At 36.2% G+C, this 18,473-nt stretch carries 18 protein-coding genes; 15 read left to right on the top strand and 3 right to left on the bottom strand.

Annotated features, from left to right (window positions below; genetic code table 11):
- Window positions 1-36 precede the first annotated feature (36 nt).
- Together IC610_RS05930 and IC610_RS05935 are read left to right on the top strand one after the other, a co-directional pair.
- On the top strand, window positions 37-216 hold the full coding sequence (locus IC610_RS05930; RefSeq protein WP_056080947.1) for a DUF5522 domain-containing protein: 180 nt from the start codon (window positions 37-39) through the stop codon (window positions 214-216).
- A gap of 5 nt (window positions 217-221) precedes the next feature.
- On the top strand, window positions 222-752 hold the full coding sequence (locus tag IC610_RS05935; RefSeq protein ID WP_191735643.1) for a DUF4136 domain-containing protein: 531 nt from the start codon (window positions 222-224) through the stop codon (window positions 750-752).
- Between the two features lie 94 nt (window positions 753-846).
- On the opposite strand, the gene IC610_RS05940 is transcribed toward IC610_RS05935, so the two are convergent.
- Window positions 847-1,659 (bottom strand): T9SS type A sorting domain-containing protein, encoded by an 813-nt coding sequence (locus IC610_RS05940; protein WP_191735644.1) that lies wholly within the window; start codon window positions 1,657-1,659, stop codon window positions 847-849.
- A 210-nt stretch (window positions 1,660-1,869) separates the two neighbouring features.
- Window positions 1,870-2,778 (bottom strand): SPFH domain-containing protein, encoded by a 909-nt coding sequence (locus IC610_RS05945; RefSeq protein ID WP_056032003.1) that lies wholly within the window; start codon window positions 2,776-2,778, stop codon window positions 1,870-1,872.
- Window positions 2,779-3,011: 233 nt separating this feature from the next.
- Between IC610_RS05945 and IC610_RS05950 the strand changes: the two genes are divergently transcribed.
- From IC610_RS05950 to IC610_RS05960, 3 genes are read left to right on the top strand one after another with little or no spacing between them, the layout of a single operon-like run.
- Window positions 3,012-5,858 carry a S8 family serine peptidase gene (locus IC610_RS05950; protein WP_191735645.1) on the top strand — a complete coding sequence of 949 codons (2,847 nt, stop codon included), beginning with the start codon at window positions 3,012-3,014 and terminating at the stop codon, window positions 5,856-5,858.
- Between the two features lie 6 nt (window positions 5,859-5,864).
- The gene (locus IC610_RS05955) at window positions 5,865-7,679 is read left to right on the top strand and encodes an amidohydrolase family protein (RefSeq protein ID WP_191735646.1); all 1,815 of its coding nucleotides are present in this window, start codon (window positions 5,865-5,867) and stop codon (window positions 7,677-7,679) included.
- 3 nt (window positions 7,680-7,682) lie between these two features.
- Window positions 7,683-9,272 (top strand): hypothetical protein, encoded by a 1,590-nt coding sequence (locus tag IC610_RS05960; protein WP_191735647.1) that lies wholly within the window; start codon window positions 7,683-7,685, stop codon window positions 9,270-9,272.
- A 1-nt stretch (window position 9,273) separates the two neighbouring features.
- Here the strand turns inward: IC610_RS05960 and IC610_RS05965 are convergent, their stop codons facing one another.
- Entirely contained in the window at window positions 9,274-10,629 is a 1,356-nt protein-coding gene (locus IC610_RS05965; protein WP_191736222.1) for a deoxyguanosinetriphosphate triphosphohydrolase, read from the bottom strand.
- Between the two features lie 70 nt (window positions 10,630-10,699).
- On the opposite strand from IC610_RS05965, the gene IC610_RS05970 reads away from it, so the two are divergent.
- The 10 genes from IC610_RS05970 to IC610_RS06015 all read left to right on the top strand — a co-directional run bounded on the left by IC610_RS05970 (window position 10,700) and on the right by IC610_RS06015 (window position 18,455).
- The gene (locus tag IC610_RS05970; protein WP_191735648.1) at window positions 10,700-11,434 is read left to right on the top strand and encodes a DNA-formamidopyrimidine glycosylase family protein; all 735 of its coding nucleotides are present in this window, start codon (window positions 10,700-10,702) and stop codon (window positions 11,432-11,434) included.
- Between the two features lie 698 nt (window positions 11,435-12,132).
- A complete protein-coding gene (locus IC610_RS05975) occupies window positions 12,133-12,633 on the top strand; it encodes a MepB family protein (RefSeq protein ID WP_191735649.1) in 501 nt (166 codons plus the stop codon).
- Window positions 12,634-12,672: 39 nt separating this feature from the next.
- Window positions 12,673-13,380 (top strand): AAA family ATPase, encoded by a 708-nt coding sequence (locus tag IC610_RS05980; RefSeq protein WP_191735650.1) that lies wholly within the window; start codon window positions 12,673-12,675, stop codon window positions 13,378-13,380.
- Between the two features lie 158 nt (window positions 13,381-13,538).
- Complete coding sequence (locus IC610_RS05985) at window positions 13,539-14,246, top strand: DUF2071 domain-containing protein (protein WP_191735651.1); 708 nt, start codon at window positions 13,539-13,541, stop codon at window positions 14,244-14,246.
- A 141-nt stretch (window positions 14,247-14,387) separates the two neighbouring features.
- Window positions 14,388-15,038, top strand: a complete 651-nt coding sequence (locus IC610_RS05990) for a DUF4919 domain-containing protein (RefSeq protein ID WP_191735652.1) — start codon at window positions 14,388-14,390, stop codon at window positions 15,036-15,038.
- An 82-nt stretch (window positions 15,039-15,120) separates the two neighbouring features.
- Entirely contained in the window at window positions 15,121-15,618 is a 498-nt protein-coding gene (locus tag IC610_RS05995) for a DUF6678 family protein (protein ID WP_191735653.1), read from the top strand.
- 82 nt (window positions 15,619-15,700) lie between these two features.
- Window positions 15,701-16,018 (top strand): hypothetical protein, encoded by a 318-nt coding sequence (locus IC610_RS06000; protein ID WP_191735654.1) that lies wholly within the window; start codon window positions 15,701-15,703, stop codon window positions 16,016-16,018.
- 210 nt (window positions 16,019-16,228) lie between these two features.
- Window positions 16,229-16,789, top strand: coding sequence for a hypothetical protein (locus tag IC610_RS06005; protein WP_191735655.1), 561 nt, complete (start codon window positions 16,229-16,231; stop codon window positions 16,787-16,789).
- A gap of 213 nt (window positions 16,790-17,002) precedes the next feature.
- Window positions 17,003-17,371 (top strand): hypothetical protein, encoded by a 369-nt coding sequence (locus IC610_RS06010; protein ID WP_191735656.1) that lies wholly within the window; start codon window positions 17,003-17,005, stop codon window positions 17,369-17,371.
- 352 nt (window positions 17,372-17,723) lie between these two features.
- On the top strand, window positions 17,724-18,455 hold the full coding sequence (locus IC610_RS06015) for a hypothetical protein (protein WP_191735657.1): 732 nt from the start codon (window positions 17,724-17,726) through the stop codon (window positions 18,453-18,455).
- Window positions 18,456-18,473 lie beyond the last annotated feature (18 nt).

Raw genomic sequence — 18,473 nt, forward strand, 5'->3', positions numbered from 1 at the left:
AATATATAGGTTTTTTGAATTTTAGCATTTAACTTTATGGCTCTATTTGACATCAAAGAGAATGAAGACTTTTATTATAACGAACAGGGATATAAAGTTTTTACAGAAAAATTTCATCTGAAGCGCGGCTACTGCTGCAAAAGCGGATGTAGACACTGCCCTTACGGATACGATAAAAAGACAGACACATTTATAAAGATCAATAAAAAAAAATAATAGAAATGAAAAGATATATTCTTATTGTACTCGCAGCGAGTTTAGGACTTTCATCTTGCAGTCCGTTCCAGGTAAGATCAGATTATGCTCAGACTGCTACTTTCAGTAACTACAGAACGTACAAACTGAGAATTGATGATTTAAAAATAAACGATATCGATAAAGACAGAGTTTTAAATGAATTATCGAAACAGCTGCAGGCAAAAGGTTTACAGTCGGGCGAAAATCCTGACGTAATAATCAATGTAAAGGCGAATCATAAAAAAATCACCGATATCAACACCACGAATCCTTACGGAGGAATGTGGGGCTGGGGCGGCGGTTTCGGTTGGGGAATCGGGATGAACAGAACCTGGACCAGCAACTACAACGAAGGGGCCATCATCGTGGATATGGTTGATGCCAAAACGCAAAAACTGGTTTGGCAGGGAATCGGAAGCGGAATTTCCGTTGACAGACCTAAAGCTAAGCAGAAGCAAATCCCTAAAATTATGATGGAAATTATGGCAAACTATCCTCCGGGAATGAAGAAATAATATTAAACTTTTATTTGTTTAATGAAAAAAGCTGGTCATCTGACCAGCTTTTTTTGTTTATAAACATGAACCTGACACCAAAAAGATTTCAATTCTATTTTTTTATAAATTTTTCTGAAAGAACTGTTGTAGACTTATCAATAAATTTGATTTTAAGATAATACATTCCTGCAGAAAGCTCAGAAACTGATATTTTTGACTGAGGAGCAGTAACAGTTTTTACTAATCTGCCTGATGCATCAAAGATTGTAATATCATTTACTTTTTGAGCTTCAGAGATCTCAACATAATCGCTTGCAGGGTTTGGATAAACTTTAAATGAAGTCAAATCTGCATCCTGAACATTTAGATTTGATTTTGGCTCCCAAACTGCATCATCCCAATAGTGTCCCGCCCAGGTAGATCCCGGATTTCTGATGGCGAGTCTTGCATTGGCAGGAACAGTTGTAGGAACATCCAATGTTCTTTCAGCCGAGCTGTCGTATGTACTGTTGGTAATCGTAAGTGATTCCAATGTAACAAAAGAATTAATATCATTCGCATCTGTCAAGTAGCCAAAATCCAGCTTTCCCGGTCCGGAATTCACTCTCACTTTAAATTTAAAATGATGAGTTCCTGCATTTATGTTGCTTAAAATAGGCATTATCACAATAGAAACCGCACCTGAACCATAACCGGTCTGATACACATTTGATCCTCCTGAAGCTGGTGTCGTGTGTGAAATAATCTGGTTTCCTGTGGAAGTACGCAGGCTGTTCCAGCAGTTGGGTACTATTCCGAAGGCACAGCACGAAAGTGTATCGAAGTTTTCAGAAAAGCTGTCAATTGCATTACATTGAGCATTGAGCTGAACTATGCTTCCAAGACTTAAAAAAGTCATAATCGAAAAAGATAAATTTTTAATCATTCTAAATAAAAATAGTTAGACAAATTTAATTTAATGTTTGAATCTGTTTAACCGATTACACATGATATTTATCAATTGGAAAATAATTAATTTTGAACACAAAAAAGACGGACCATTTTAAAAAGTCCGTCTTATACAATTTGCTAAAAATTTCCCCTTTATCCGAAATTTTAATATTCTATAATGTGTTCAGAATTTTCCAAATTCTGATTATTTTTTAGGTGGAAGATTTAAATCATCCAGATTTTGAGTAGCAGCCATCGAAACCACCAAGTCATTCAACATTGAACTCGCTGCAGTTGGTGAATTGGGCAACAGAACAAGATTACTTCTGTTATTTGCTCCAATGGATTGAAGTGTATCATAATGCTGCGTTACCACGATTAATGCAGAAGCTTCCTGTGGTTTTATATTCACAGAATTCAACATATGAACAGATTCCTGAAGACCTTTTGCTATCTCTCTTCTTTGGTCTGCAATACCCTGACCCTGAAGCTTTTTAGATTCTGCCTCGGCTTTTGCCACAGCTACAATTCTGATTCTCTGAGCTTCAGATTCATACTCGGCGGCGGTTTTTTCTCTTTCCGCGGCGTTGATTCTGTTCATCGCATGTTTTACCTGCTCATCAGGATCAATGTCGGTTACCAAAGCTTTGATAATGTCATATCCATAACTCTGCATTGCCTCCTGCAGTTCACTTTTTACCGCAATGGCTATATCATCTTTTCTTACAAAAACATCATCTAATTTTGTTTTTGGAACTTCGGCTCGCACAACATCAAATACATAGGAAGTAATTTGGTTTTCAGGATTTTCGAGACGGTAATAAGCATCTTTCACATTTTCTCTGATCACCTGATACTGTACAGAAACTTTCATTTTAATAAATACATTATCCAAAGTTTTGGTGTCAATAATAACATCCAATTGCTGGATTCTCAGATTCAGACGTTTTGCAATCTGATCAAGAAAAGGGATTTTCAGATGCAGGCCTGCGTGGCTTACCTTTAAGAATTTGCCCAGTCTTTCTACAACCGCTGCAGATTCCTGCTTTACAGTGAAGAACGAAGCAAATAAAGTGATCAGTCCAAAAAAGACCAAAATACCTAAGTAAATCATAAATTATTTTTTATCAGTTAGTTTTTAAATATACAAAAAATTAATTTTTTCTTCGAATTTTAAGCAACATACTTTATTTTTTTATACATTTACTAAAACAATAACCAAAAACTAAACATCGAGCAACTGTACAATTTCATGTCCTTATGAAAATTGAATTTTCGGCATCTGAGACCGAAAAAGCCTGTAGAATCTAAACTTCCTTACAAAAAAAACTAAACACCAAACCACTTATGTCTTTCCAGTTAAACATTCTGGATGAAGCATACGAAAGATTTACCGATGCCACCCGGAAAATAGAAACCATTAAAAAAGGGATTCAGGAAAACCGTAACGGAGAAAAATCACTCACAGAATTACAGTCTGATCCACACGCTCTGGCCCGAAGGGTTGCAGCAGAACATACTTCAATTCCTGATGCATTGGAGAGAATTAATGGTGTCCCCAACTTTCAGGACATCCATATTCTCAATAAAATCTTTAAAATTGCTGAATCTGTAGGAAGAATCACCATCAAAACCCGATACGGAAACACAGGCTACGGAACAGGATTTCTGATTGCACCGGGAATTTTGATTACCAATAATCACGTCTTTCAGGATCAGGATACTGCCAAAAATTCTACCGTTCAGTTTTTCTATGAAATGGACGGTGATAAAACCTCAAAACGTACGCTCTCCTTCAATTTCGAACCCGAGAAATTCTTTATTACCTCATCTTTCAAGACCACACCGGAAAATCCGCTTAACGGTTTGGATTTTACAATTGTTGCCGTATCAGAAAGATCGGATGAAGGCAAAAGTATTTCTGAAGTGCCTTTTACATCACTGAATGAAAATTTAGGTAAAATCATTGACGGAGAAAGCTGTGTCATCATCCAGCATCCCAAAGGCGATTACAAGAAAATCGTAATGAAAGACATCCGGATGCTGACTTTGAAAGATGACTTTCTCATTTACGAATCCGACACCCTTCCCGGCTCGTCTGGTGCGGTGGTGATTGGTTTGGGAACGGGTGAAATTGTAGCACTTCACCACAGCAGTGTACCGAGAAAAAATGCACAGGGACAGATTCTGAGAAAAGATGGCGGCGTCTACAGCAGTGGCGATCCCGATGAATCAATCGACTGGATGGGAAATGAAGGAGTAAGAATAAGTTCTATCATTAAATGCATCAGAAAATTTAAACTTCCTCAACATATGGAAGCTTTCAGAGAATCAGTGCTCAGAAGTTCTTTCACCAGACAGGAAAAAGAAACTGAATCTGACCTTGAAGAAAAAAAACAGCCAAATCCTGAAAACACCATGAAAAATTCAGAAAATAACATCGTCAATCAAAGTGTAAATATTCTGCAAAGTCCTTCTGTAGATTCAGATGCTGCGCTGCAATATTTTGAAATTGAACTGGTCAATATTCAGACGATGCAGGATGACTGGGTGGATAATTATCAGAAATTAATCCCTGAAATCGTAAGTAACGAACCTGTTTTTCCGTTTTCAACTTCCGCTTCACAGAAAAGTATTTATTATGTGACAGTACGGTCTTCAGAAAATCCATGGGAAATTTCAGCAAAACTGGAAGCGTTGCCTCAGATAAAAAATGCCACGCCAGACCTTCCGATGGAAACTGATATGCAGTTTCCAAGCAGCAGCAATATTCATGTCACCGAATCTGATATTCTCGAAACCATGAAAACAAGCAATGTCGTGGAGCGTGAAGATGATTTTAAAACCAAATGGAATTCTTCCCATTATTTTGATATCAAAACCGATACGAAAGAAGAAAGACAGAGAGGCTGGAACCGTATTGCAGTGGGTCTTACCACAAACAATGGAACTGTTGATTTCCTGAATGATACCGAAACTGATGCCGAAACCATTTTAGAAAAAATAATAAAAGCTGAGAAAGGAAATCTTGAAGAGGTGAAAAAGCGGCTGAAAAATTTAAAACTCATCCAACTCGACACCGGCTACACCGATCATTCCAAAGTAAAAGGAAGATTTAATTATGAAAATGATGAAGATTTTATCGACGGTTCAGATGCAAGAGACGAAATGATTAAAGGACTTCTGAAACATCCCGGCCACGGAACCCGCACTGCAAGCATCATCTGCGGAGGTAAAATGAATTACAAAAGCGACGGAAACTATGGCATTTTAACTGATAAAAATAAAGAACAGCTCATAGAAGTCATCCCTTACCGAATTGCAGAATCAGTTGTATTGATCGGAAGGGGCAAGAATCTGGTGGATGCCGTTAATCAGGCGGTGAATACAGGCGCAGACATTCTTTTCATGTGCATGGGAAGTTATCCGAGACTGATGATTGCTGAAACCGCAAAATCTGCTTACGAAAACGGAATTATCTGGTGCTGTGCCGCCGGAAATGAAGTGGAAACCATCGTTGCTCCGGCTCTTTATCCCGGAACGATTGCCGTAGCTGCCATCAACCCAAATCAAAAACCGTGGCGTGGTAGCAGTTATGGAAAAGCAGTTGATATTGCTGCACCCGGTGAAGACGTTTACGTTCCGTCGATGGATAAGGAGAAAAATGAAATCATGGCTTACGGAAGCGGAACAAGTTACGCAACACCACACGTAGCCGCTGCCGCCGCACTTTGGAAAGCCAAAAATTTTGATGAAATCTATAGAAAATACCAGTTCCCGTGGCAGATTGTGGAAGCATTCAGAACCTGTCTGAAAAATTCGGTTTTCAAGCCGGACAGCTGGGATACCGACAACTATGGAGCAGGAATTTTGGATATTTCAAATCTATTAAGACAGAAACTTCCGGAAGCGAAGGATTTACAGCATGCCTACACCAATTTCAGACAGACGGAATGGGATTTGGGAATTCGTGAAGGTGTTCATTTTCTCTGGAAAACTTTAATCAGAAAAGTGACTCCGGGCAAACAGTTTGAAAGTGAAATGAGCGAAATGATGATGACAGAAAGAGGTAGAATTGCTGTTTCTGCCATCACGGGAAATACCGTTTCGAGTGTGTTTGAATCTGATTCCGGAAACTCTGCACATGATTCTGAAAAGATCTTAAAAATGTATTTTGACAGCTACAAAAACTAAAACACCATGACTTCATATTTTGATTTACATCTGCATCCCATTTTCAAAAATCATATCTGCAATTACGATGAGACACTTCCGAAGGTGAACAAAAGCATAAAAGATTATACCCAACCCATCAGAATGGCCAACGTTATTACCAATGTTCTGGACGACCTTCTGCTTCATATTCTTAAAAGTCAGTGCTCTGTAACCCAGTGCGACAAAGGAAATCTGAAATTTGCCGTTGCAGGAATATGCAATCTGGAATATGGTTTTGCCGACAGCAAAGGTCTGTTTGGAGGAATTTTAAAAAGCAATTTTTCAAATCCTCTGGACAAAAAATATTTTGATAAGGTGCGAAACGGCGAAGTTTCCTACTACCGTCTGATGCTGATGGAACTGAGCGTTTTCCGTTTTCTGCATGATCAGAATGTGATCAATTTTGCCTCAAGAAATTCCCCAAAACGGAATAACGGTAAGATGGAAATCTGCTTCAGCCTCGAAGGCAGCCACAACATCAGCAAATATCTCGTCGGAAATGCCTCGAAACTGGATTTTGAAAAAGATCGTGTCATAGATGAAGAATCTGGGAAAATGCTTTCGCAGGACGAGTTGTGGAAAGAACTCGTTCCCGCAAACAACGGAAATTGCGGCAACAGCGATCCATACAGAAATACCGATCCCGACTGCCTTCCGCACCACAGCCAGAATCCTGCAGAAAATTTTGAATATTTCTACCACAGCCTCTCAAAATCGGGAATGGATCTTTTTTATCTCACCGTTACGCATTTAACCCACATCAAAGAACAGGTTTTGGCGACTCATGCTTTTGGCATGAAGATGTTGAAACACCCATCTTTCTTTCCTTTCGGCAATGGTTTTACCAATCTGGGCTATCAGATGCTTCAGAAATGTTTCACCATGACTAATCATTTGGGAGAAGCACGTCCCGTTTTAATTGATATCAAACATTTAGGTCTGAAATCGAGACAGGATTTATATGAATGGAGAAAAAAGTTCTTAACGACAAAATTTCCAAAAGGCACTCCGGATTATACTAAAATCCCTTTGATTGCCTCACACATCGGCGTTACAGGTTACAGCGTAAACGAATGGAAAAATGCTTTGGAAACTGATAAATGCAAGGTCTTTCATTACAATGGAGCACGGGCAGTATCGGTTGAAACCAAAAGAAAACCTTCCGGAAAATGGGGATCTGCCATCAACAATGATTTCAGTTTTAATCCGTGGTCTATTAATTTAATGGATGAAGATATCATTGAAATTTTAAAAAGTGGCGGAATTTTAGGCGTAAGTCTTGACGTAAGAATTCTCGGTTTTCAGTCGAAAGTGGGTTTAAACATGGCGGGAGACGAAGAATATCTGAGTACACCGGATTTTCAGACGCACTTCCCGCAGATTTCAGTGAAGAGTCTCCGTACCGAAACCATGGAATCTATGATGGAACAGGAAAGCTGGCTTGTTCCCACAAAAGAAGAACGGCATCCACTGGTTTTCTGTTTTAATATCATTCACATTATTCAGGTCGGTATTGTACGGGTCGGAATAAGCGAACCCTGGAAAAACATCTGCATCGGAAGTGATTTTGACGGTTTGATTGAACCTTTAAAAATCTGTCCTGACGCATCATCTCTGGATGAGCTTGAAGCCAATCTCCACAAATGGCTATTGATTGCCGAAAAATCCTACGTAGAACAGAACGGAGGAAAAGCTGTTCTCGCCGATAAACCTCAGAAAGAAATCAATAAAATCATCACCGGAATTATGGGGCAAAACGGAATTGATTTTTCAGAAAAATGGAAAAATAATTTTCAGTAAACCATGGAAAAGAAAACGGATTTCAAAAAGTGGAGTATAATTTTGGGAGTAATTTTCCTGCTGATTTTATTGGCGGTATTTATACTTATTCCCTGCCCTACTTCCTCACAGAAATTCTTTTTCAGGGTTCTGTTGGCTTTGGCCGCTGCGGCTTTTGCTGCAACGATTCCGGGCAGTTTTAATTTCAATAATAAAATTGTTTCTGCCAGCGGAGCCATAGCCATTTTCGCTGTCGTTTTTCTTTTGAATCCTTCAGGCTGGAAAGATTCCGACTGTGACCTCAGAAATATGAAAGCAACAGTTTTTGTTGACGGAAAACCTACCCAGGACGTTCAGATTATCATTCCCGACATCGGACAAAAGTTTCTGACAGATGAATTTGGAAATGCAAACATCGAGTTTTCAAATTCTCAGATTAAGTATCCTTCAAATGTTATCTTCCGTTTTAAAAACGAAGTCGACAGCACATTTATTATTGATCGTTTTGAAAAGAAGATGACTTTTAATCTGATTTCCAACAGAAAAATAAAATCTGATTTCAGCGGAAATAATATGAATTTCGAATACAATGACATTAACATCAATCTTTCACTGACAGATTTAGCCCAAAAATCAAACGAAGCATTAGAGGATCCATCCATCATTCAGGACGATTTTGACTTTGTGAATTATCATTTCAGACAAAATAAAGATACAATTGAAATTTACCCCAGTTCAAAACTGGTTGATGAAATCAGAAAGAAGAAAATCATCACAGGAAAGCATGCTTACGAAGGTTTTATAGATTATTTTAATGTTTATTTTCCTCAGTTTGATATCAAAATCACCAACAATTCTGATGATGCAATTTTTTTCGACAGAATCGCTTTAAAAATTGTTGAAAGCGTTCCAAATAATGCTCCCGTCATCATACCCGGAATACAGGATAAATTTACACTGAATAATGTTGGTTTCGGAGCTGCTAAAAATTTAAAGATTAAATTCAGTACAGTTCCAAACGGACAAAAACCCGACTGGAATCTGCCGTTTGAATCAACAGTTAATGTGGCAGAACTTCAGCCTGGAGGAAGAATTGATCTGGATCAGAAATTTATAAACAATGTGATGCTGAAAAATATCGACAGCCGTTATTTTGAAGAAAATCAGGAAGAATACAGTAAGTTTTATAACAGTGAAAATCTTCTTCAAACCGCCAGACTTAAAAACAAAGATTTTGTAGACAAAGGCGCAAATGTATTTGGAACCGTAACTTATCTTGATGATAAAAATAAATCTCAGGAAATCCGCTTCAGTACTCCGATTGACATTTACCGTGAAGGTTACGGCGCCGGATTTGAATTCTCTGCCAATTACAATGCAGAACTCAGATCACTGGGAAAAAATTACGCTCTTGACATCCCGATTTCAAACGCTTTAAAACCTAAAGACTTCGACAGAATATCACTGCTTTTAGGTGCAAAACAGTCGGGAACCCACACGTTTAAAATTGTATTTTCCTATCACAACAGGACGATCGAACTGCCCTATGTTTTCAAACTCGACCTTTTCAATATCTATGGAAACCGTGAAAATATGAAGAAAATAAAACTTTAAGTTACATTGTCATCCCGATATCAATTCCTTTGATTTTTCTGTATAAATCTGTCGCATAATTGTCTGTCATCCCAGAAACAAAATCGATCACGCCCAAAACTTTCTGATAATCTGAACCCTCTCCGTACACAAACTGTTGCGGAAGAAGTTTTAAGGCCATTTTATCATAAGATTTAATCTCGTTTTTAGATTTTAAAACTGAAGGAATAAAATGATCCAGAAGTTCATACATTACATTGTAGCCGGCATTTTCGATTTCAACAACCGCTTTATGATTGTAAATTTTGTCAATGGAAAACGTTTCAATATCCTTCAACGTATTTTTCTCTGATTTATAAATATCGAGCAGGGCTTTATCTAAACTTCCGTCGAGAATTTTACTGAAATTGGCTTTATAAATTTCAATGGACTGATTGATTAAGGCATTAATCACCTTAGCTCTCAGATAGCTAATTCTTTCGTTTTCGTTTGAAATCAAAGACAGTTTATCTTTTACTTTTTTGATGTCATTTGTCTCTGATTTCACCAATTCGAAGAACAGATTTTCACAGTCGGCGGTCGATACAATTCCCAAACGGTGCGCATCTTCCATATCAATGATGTTGTAGCAGATATCGTCTGCCGCTTCTACAAGCCAAACGAAAGGATGTCTTTTGAAAATATACGGCTCATCATTTTCCTGCACGAGTTGCGTTGCCTCTGCGATTTTCAGAAAAGTATCTTTCTCATTCTGAAAAAAACCGAATTTTTTACGGTGCAGAATCTTTTTATCTCTGGCAATCGCTTCACACGGATATTTTGCAATGGCCGACAAAGTAGAATAAGTCAGTTGTGTTCCACCCAAATCCTTACCCTGCTGCTGATGTGTGAGAACACGGATGGCATTGGCATTTCCTTCAAAATTAACGAGATCTGCCCATTCTTTTGCACTGAATTTATCTTTAATCTGATTTTCATTTTTATCGAAATAGCTCGCAATTGCATCTTCTCCTGAATGTCCGAATGCAGGATTTCCGACATCATGACAGAGACAAGCCGCAGCAATTACGTTGCTGAGATTATGAGTATAGAAACTTTTTGAATCTTCGGTCAATACCGATTCGAAATTTTTTACGATAAAATCTCCGATAATACTTCCCAAACTTCGTCCTACGGAGGAAACTTCAAGTGAATGCGTCAATCTGTTGTGCACAAAAACACTTCCGGGAAGCGGAAAAACCTGAGTTTTATTCTGAAGTCTTCGGAACGCGGAAGAAAAGATAATTCTGTCGAAATCTCTCTGAAAATCGGTGCGGGAGGCCGCTGTGTTTGGATTGTTGCCTGTACGCTGACTGGTAAAAATCTCATTCAAATTCATCATTTTTCAAAATTAAAGTAAATTTTATTTTTAAAGGAATAATATTTGACTTTTTACACAAAAACAAGCTATGCCCGAAGGTCCAACCATAATTTTGATGAAAGAAGATCTGCAGAAGTTTGCAGGTGAAAAGGTGACAGAAATTGAAGGAAGCGAAGTCCCTGAAAATTCAAAAGTAAAAGGAGAGATACTGCGTGAAATAAAAACCTTCGGCAAGCAGACCTATCTTATTTTTGATAAAATTATTTTTAAAGTTCATCTGATGATGTTCGGTTCTTACAGTTTATTTAAGCGAAAAGATATTGACACATTAAAACTTGGATTAAAATTCAAAGATGACGGAATGTATTTTTACACCTGCGTAGTAAAGGTTGTTGGTGAAAAGGATCTGTCAAAAATCGACTGGGAAGCAGACATCATGAGCAAAAAATGGAGTGATGAAAAAGCAATTGATAAAATGCAGCAACATCCTGAAATGATGATCTGTGATGCCTTGATGAATCAGGATATTTTTGCAGGTGTAGGAAATATCATTAAAAATGAAGCACTTTTCCGCGCAGGAATTCATCCTGAAACTCTGATTAAAAATCTAACTGAAGCAAAACTCAAAACAATCATTAAAGAAACCAAAAATTATGGTTTGGAGTTTGTCAAATACAAACGCACTGACACTTTAGGAAAGACATTTCAGGTTTACCACAGAAAAAAATGTCCTGAATGTGGCGAAGAAATTACCAAAAGGGAAACCGGAAAAAGTAAAAGAATGAGTTTTTTCTGTGAGAATGACCAGAAACTTTTTAAGTAGATAATATCTGATGTAAAACGTCTATTTCTGATATTAAGTTTTATTCAAAATTTCCATTTTTTTCAATGCAAGGCATACTATTTTAGTAATACTTCAATTGACAACTCCGCAACAGGTACTGCATAATAATTACTGATTTGACATTTTTTTAGTGATTTAATAATTAAATTTAAATACTAAAAACAAAATACCGTTATGATTCATCAATTTAAAAACATGTTAAATAGCCGTTAATAGGGTTTAAAAGAGTGATAAACATCATATACGAGGGTTTGCAGATTCTAAATTTTGCCGTAAATTTGCATTACAGAATTCACAACAAAATTTAAATAAAATAAAAATTCAATAATTATGATCGCATATATCGGAATCGCAACTTGTGCAGTATTAGTATCATCTTATTTTGCAACTGCTAAGAAAGAAGGAAACTAATTTTATAAACAGTTAGCCTATAGAAAAAATTTACTTTTGAAATTTCATTTGAAATTCATTCATTCAACTACATTATTTTTTACAATTGATCAAACTTTTAAGGTTTGATTTTTTTTTGCCCGAAAATTTTAAACGTTTGAATTATGATGATTCAACTTTGTAAAACATTTTCCATTAAAAGATATGAGAAAAGAAACTGTAAAGCTTTTTGATAAAAATTCTATTTTTAATTTACTTTTACAAAGTCTGCATAATCCAAAAAAATAATGAATTTACCATTTGAAAAATTGCACAGTTTAGTTTTTTCACATCTTAATCTAGATATTTCAAACGTTCATGAAGATTTGGAATGTCATGAATATTCCGGTTTCAATTTTTTATTGGACCAATGGACTGTAAAATTCAGGAAATCCAAAATTACACCTACAAAAACAGGACAATTTGTGACCTTGTGGAAGAGGAACTTCAAAACTAAAGAGACAGAGCCATTTACCCCAAATGATCCATTTTCATTCTTCATCATCCTGACTGAAACACCAGAAAATTCAGGATTTTTCTTTTTTACAAAAGAGGCTTTAATTCAAAATCACATTCTTGCAAGCCAGATCAAACCTGGGAAACGCGGGTTCAGAGTTTATCCAACCTGGGATCATCCTGAAAATAAACAGGCAGTGAAAACACAAAACTGGCAAGCGCTTTTTTTCATTGATTTTGCAGATAAAAACCACCTTTCTAAATTTGATTCTATTCTATATTCCCAAATGTAAAGACAGAAACCTATTATCTTTGCCAAAAATAAATTTAAAATGAATCTGTACGACCTCATCATTCAGGACAAAGAAAAAATTACGCTCGGCGATGTTTTCCTTGAACCTCAAACTAAGGAACAGTTTGTACAGTTGATAAAAGAACAGACCTACGCCAAAGAACTGATGGAATACGGGCTTCCCGTGAACAACAAAATCCTTCTCGAAGGCAGTTCAGGCTGCGGCAAAACAATGACTGCAAAGGCAATTGCGAATGCATTGGGAAAAAATATCATCATTCTCAACCTCAGCAATATTGTTTCCTCAAGAATCGGAGAAACTTCCCAAAATATCAAAATGATTTTCGACAAAGCTGCAAGAGAACGTTCTGTTCTATTCCTTGACGAGCTCGACCAAATCGGAAAAGCCAGAGGAAGCGATGACAAAGACGTCGGTGAAATGAGAAGACTGGTGAACACCCTCATTCAGCTCATCGATTATTATCCCGAAAATGCATTGTTGCTTTGCGCCACCAACCATGCAGAAATCATTGATACCGCGATCATAAGACGCTTTCAACTGAAAATAAAATACGAAATGCCATCCAAAGAATTCCTGAATTCTTTTTACGACAGTATTCTTGCAAAATTCCCCCATGATTTAAGGAATATTGAAAAGAAGTATGGGATTTCTTTTGCGGAAGCGAAGGATTATGCTTTTACGGTTGTAAAAGGGAGATTGATTGAGAAGTTGGAGAATTTAAAATAAAACTGCGATTTTTAAAGAATTTAAGCTGAAGTGAAAACTTTGGCTTTTTTCATTTGGGTTTGAAATAAAAATTGTTTGTGATAGGAAATTTATCTACTTTTAACGCAGTTAGTTTGGATACATTAATCCAAAAATTATTGCCAAAAACAAACACAGCAATGAAAATTCCGACAATACATGGATATATAGACAGAAGAATTCTGATCAACTTTACAGCTGATCCAAAGACGGTTGAGAAAATCATTCCGTTTCCTTTTAGACCAAAAATTTATAAGGAAAAAGCTATTGTTGGAATTTGTCTCATCAGACTGAAAAATATTAAACCAAAAGGCCTGCCGGACTTTATTGGTATTAACTCTGAAAACGGCGCACACAGAATTGCAGTTGAGTGGGATGAAAACGGTGAAACTAAGACAGGAGTATATATTCCGCGCAGAGATACCTCACTGAAATTAAACACTCTGATTGGCGGACGAATATTTCCAGGCAAACATTATTACGCAAAATTCAATGTACAGGAGCATAATGGAAAATATCATATTGACTTTAAAAGCGCTGATGGAACCGAAATTTCAATTGATGCCACCGAGACAAAGCAATTTAATGGGAAATCAATTTTCGGAACATTAGATAACGCCTCAGAATTTTTTGAAAATGGTGATCTTGGCTACTCGCCAAACAATAACAAATTTGAGGGGCTGAGATTAAATGCGTATCAATGGGAAGTCCGTCCACTTGACGTAATAAATGTGAGATCAAGTTTTTTTGAAAATGAAGAAATTTTTCCAAACGGTTCAGTTAACTTTGATAATGCACTATTGATGACAAATATTGAACACGAATGGAAAAGCGAAACAGACAAATAATAAAGCTACAATATTACTTACAACTGTTTTAAACAGCTTCTATTGAACATTTATAAAATATTAACTATTAGAAATTCTACTGAAATTTATTGGTAAAATCTTACCTTCGCCAATACACAAACCGTTAAACCACACGCATTAATGAAGAAAATAATACTTATAGCGTTTTTAAATTTTTTATTTACATTTTCTTATGGACAGATAAATACGGAATTGATTAAGAAAAACGTAACTGAAAATCCTGAAGAAAATTTTTATAAACTGTTAGAAATTTTCAAATCAAATCCTTCTGAAATGACACAGGAGCAACTAAATCAACTTTACTACGGAAGTAAATTTGTGAAAATTGATTACACTATTGGAAACTACAATAGCGAATCAGGAACATTTTGGAAACCTGCCCAAAAAAAATTATCCAAAAATAAGGCAGAAATCATTGTGAAAGAAGCAGAATCAAAATATTTACAAAATCCTCTGAACAAAAGTCTGTTGGATGATATGATTAATATCTACAAAGCATTAGACGAAAACCAAAAAGCAGATTTATGTTCCAAACAGAAAGATTTAATAATACAAACTGTAAAAAAAAGTGGAGACGGAAAAAGCGAAGAAACGGCAATTTGTGTTTTAACGCCAGGAGAAGTTTTACAACAGCTTGATAAACTAATACAGTCAGGACCAAAAGCACAATTTAAGCAAAATATTAAACAACTTTCAGATGGAAGCATTTTAACAATTTATAAGATTGGAAATAGAGAAGTATTTGTAAAATTAGTAGGTGGATTTCTGTGAAAAACGACTTCTGCTGACAAGTCCAAAATGTCGGTAGTAAACTTTGATCAATAAATGATGAAAAAAAAAGTCAATAAAAGAAATGAAGAAAACTGAGAAACAAAAACCGTATTTTGACATTTTTGGAGATCCAAATCTTTCTGAGAGAGAAAAGTATAAATATTACACTCAACACGATATTTATTCATTACAATTAAAAGAGAACGTAAGAAAAGTTGGTAAAGAGAAAGGATTGAGTTCTGTAATAAATGAAACAAGATGGCTGGAATTACAAAGCTCAATCGTGAAATTACCTTTTGCACCTCCGTACATTGAAAAATTAATTCTTGAAAATAAAACTTTTAAAGAAGTGCAGATAAGTGATGCTCCAAGCTGGTTAAGTGATTGGAACCCATTTTATCAGGAAGGAATGTCTTTGTTTTTTGCAATTGAATATATAAAAATAAGGCCTTTTTATTTTAAATATAACGGCCGTTTAACGGTCGCGACAATATCTGACGAAGGCGTACAGTTTGCACAACTCTTAAACGAATTACACATCCCGTACGAAGATGACAACGGAACTTTTACAATATACTGATACAGATAACACCTGTCATCCCGCTCAGCAAAAGTCTCCCGACTGCCGACTACTCTATTAAATACAGAATATAAATACTGAAATGATACCAACTTACAGATGCGGAACGAGAAAAGCAATTGATGAGTTAGCTGCAGAACTAAATCTGCGCATTGAAAATTGGATGCAGGATTGGCCAATTGAAGTTGTATCACCTGCTGACATCGATGTTTATATAGACCACTATCATAAACTGACTGACGATGATAAAAAATTCGTGCTCATGCAGGGAATATTGGATACGACAGAGTATCAGCCAACAGAAGAACTCTTTTTAAAATATTGCAGTCAGGTAAACCAAATTTTAGAAGCAGATTTTCATCTTCACGCATATACAATATTTTTATTACACCTGCCCTGAAGAAGAAATCATTGAGAATTGCTTTAGGCTAACATCAATGATGAGAGAGATTTATAAAAGACATGCAAATCTTACATAATAAGTTTGGTCTACAAAGTAAAACAACAAATTTTTGAGAATGAATAATCATAATCTATTAAATGATCTTTCTCTACATACCATGACAAATTTATTTAATCACCCACTCAAATTAAATAGAAAAGCAAGCAGATGGGAATAAACACTATCGGCATCGCAATCAGTTCAAAAATTAATCATCTTAATGACATTGCAGACAGGCTCAACATCATCATTGACGGTCCCACCAGTGAAGTTTATTTTGAAGAAGCCATATCAGACAGCATACTAGAAGATGATATTTACCTTACAAAACTTGAAAATGGAACTTTGATTACCACAGGTAGAAATTTTCCTTTCTTTGGAGAAGATTTTTCCATTTTATCAGAACACAGTACAAAATTTTTAAAATTTGCTTACGGAGATACCTCCGGACAATACTATTTTGAATATTATGAAAATGGAAACTTTCTGAGATCAAAATATGTCTCTGAAGGTCAGATTAAGACAGTGGAAGGAAATTCTTTACCCATGGAATTTGCCGGTTTTTCTGATGATGAGTTGATTTTAGAGATTATGAGTCAAACCTGTGGCGAAGATATTTTCACAATTAAGCCGAATCAAAAATCATTAAAATACAGGTATATCTCTGGTAAACCCGTTACAAAAGCAGTTGTAAAACCTGTCGCAATATCTGTTGCTGTTGAAGACTAAAAAAACAATAACGCATCAGCTAAAAACAGAATTATTTTCTTGCTTGTAACAGTCAGTATATTCTTGGGAATTTCTAATATTATCACTTCAACAGTTGTGCTGAATAAACCGTTTTATCTTCAGATAACAAATCTCATATGTTTATTTATTTTTGCACTGATGGGATATTTTCTGCTGAAAAGAAAAAACTGGATGAGAATTTTGGTCATTGTGATGTATTTTATTTCTCTTCCTTTCAATGTTCTGGCATTAAAAATCAATGTTCTGCTTCTTAATAATATTCTTCAATTCTTATTAAGCACCATTATAACTGTTATATTATTCGGCAAGAATATAAAAAAAATATATACCCAAAGACAAATTATCAATCCGGAAACAAACTTTGAGAAGATTTCTCTAAAAGAAATTTCGTTTTTACTGTTGGGAGTTGTTTTATTTCAAATTGGTGCAGCAGATATTATTATTATGTTTGATTTATTGAATACGGGATTTTTGACAGGTATTCTTTCCGGAATTTTAATTGTCTCAGGAATTTCCATTCTGATAATTACACTTAAAAATAATTACCCCCGTTCGAGTTGAAGCGAATCTTAAGATTAAAGGTTTAAAAAAATGACCTGATAAAAAACGCCGGCAATTATTAACTGACCGGCGTTTTTTGTTTCCATGCGATCTCTGAAGGCACTACCATCTACGCGGGCGAGCGTCCCGCTGTTGACCCACGTTAAGAAACGCAACCTCACTTTCCAATCATTAACAATCATCAACACAAAAAACTCCGCTGCGCAAACATAGGAGTCTCCCGACTTTGAGCTCATCTCAAAAAAACCTCGCCCACGCGAGGTTTCTCCTTTAAAAAAAACTCCTGACAAATAATTCAAATCCAAAAATATTTTTATATTTGTTATGCTAACAATTTAAACACAAATGACTTATGGCATCAACATCCGAAACCGGACATGCAAAAAACATTGCAAATTTCCAGACGTTAATCGAATTCGTTAAAGGCTACGGAGCAGCCTACAATCCGTCAAAACAAAGCATTCAGTTGCCCGCATTACTCGCGCTCAAGGCTTCCGCAGATTCAGAAATGGCAAATACTTTGTCAAAAAAGAACATTTACAAAAACAAAGTAGACGAAAGACAGTTGGCGTTCAGCAATATCGGGACGCTGGCCTCAAGATTAGTCAATGCTCTGGAAATAACAGATGCACCTGCAGGAAGCATCAAAAATGCAAAATCTTTCCGACAGAAAATATTGGGTAAACGTGCCACACCAACCAAAGATTCCACGGATCCCAATGCCCCTGATCCCAAAACCAATTCTGTAAGTCAGAAGTCTTTTGACCAGATCATTGAGCATTTATCCGGACTGAAATCTGTTCTCGAAACAGAGCCCAGTTACGCACCCAATGAAACAGAACTGCAGGTAGCAACAATTACAGCAAAAATTCAGGATTTACGTGACAAAACAACTGCCGTCAATACAGCACTTGCCGAACTCAGCACTTCCAGAATCAGCAGAAATAAAATTCTGTACACCGAAGAAAACAGCATTTATGAAACAGCCACCGCTGTCAAAAAATACATCAAATCTGTATTCGGAGCCACAAGTCCGGAATTTAAACAGGTGTCGGGACTGAAGATTAAAGGTTTAAAAAAATAACCTGACAAAAAACGCCGG

The organism is Chryseobacterium caseinilyticum (assembly GCF_014837145.1).
Classification (GTDB): domain Bacteria; phylum Bacteroidota; class Bacteroidia; order Flavobacteriales; family Weeksellaceae; genus Chryseobacterium; species Chryseobacterium caseinilyticum.